This window comes from Pseudomonas sp. RW407, assembly GCF_003176655.1.
Classification (GTDB): domain Bacteria; phylum Pseudomonadota; class Gammaproteobacteria; order Pseudomonadales; family Pseudomonadaceae; genus Pseudomonas; species Pseudomonas delhiensis.
Window position 1 is genome coordinate 1 of sequence record NZ_QGSL01000008.1, and the last position, 666, is coordinate 666.

Below are 666 nucleotides of genomic sequence, written 5' to 3' on the forward strand. Positions count from 1 at the left end.
AACCCCAGCACCAACGCACACCCCGCCAGGATGATCAGCGCCCCCAGCCCCTGCACCAGCGACAGCGGTTCGTGCAGCCAGAGCGCCCCCACCAGTACCGCCACCACCGTCACCACGAACTCCACGCTGATGGCGCGGGTGGCGCCGATGCGTGATACCAGGCGGAAGTACACCACGTAGTTGAAGGCGCTCATCATGCAGCCGCACAGCAGCAGGTAGAACACGTCCAGCGCCGAGGGCACGCCCGGTGGCGGCACCCAGTACAGCAGCGGCAGGGTCAGCAGCCCGCCCACCAGGAAGGCGCCGCAGGTCACCTCCCAGGAGCCCGCCGTGCGCAGGCGCAGCGCCGCGTAGTTGCTGCCGTAGGCCGCGCACAGCGCGCCGAAGATGGAGCCGGCGCAGCCCAGCACGAAGGACCGCGTCACCGGCACCGCCGGGAAGCCCACCAGCAGGAGCATGCCCAGCAGCCCAAGGGCCAGGCCGGTGAGCCCGGCCAGGGTGATGCGCTCCAGCCCCCACAGGCGGCCGATGACCATGGAGAACAGCGGGATGGCCGCCACGAAGATCGCCGCCATGGCGGTGCCGATCAGCGGGGTGGCGAAGGTCATGCCGATCAGCTGGCCGGCCACCGTGGTCGCGCCCACCACGCACAGCGGCCGCCACAGG

Annotated in this window: 1 protein-coding gene; it reads right to left on the reverse strand. The window is 71.2% G+C overall.

Annotation, left to right across the window (positions count from 1 at the left end; all coding sequences use genetic code 11):
* Positions 1–666: DMT family transporter (locus DK254_RS00590; RefSeq protein ID WP_109931576.1), on the reverse strand; the 666-nt coding region annotated here is incomplete at both ends.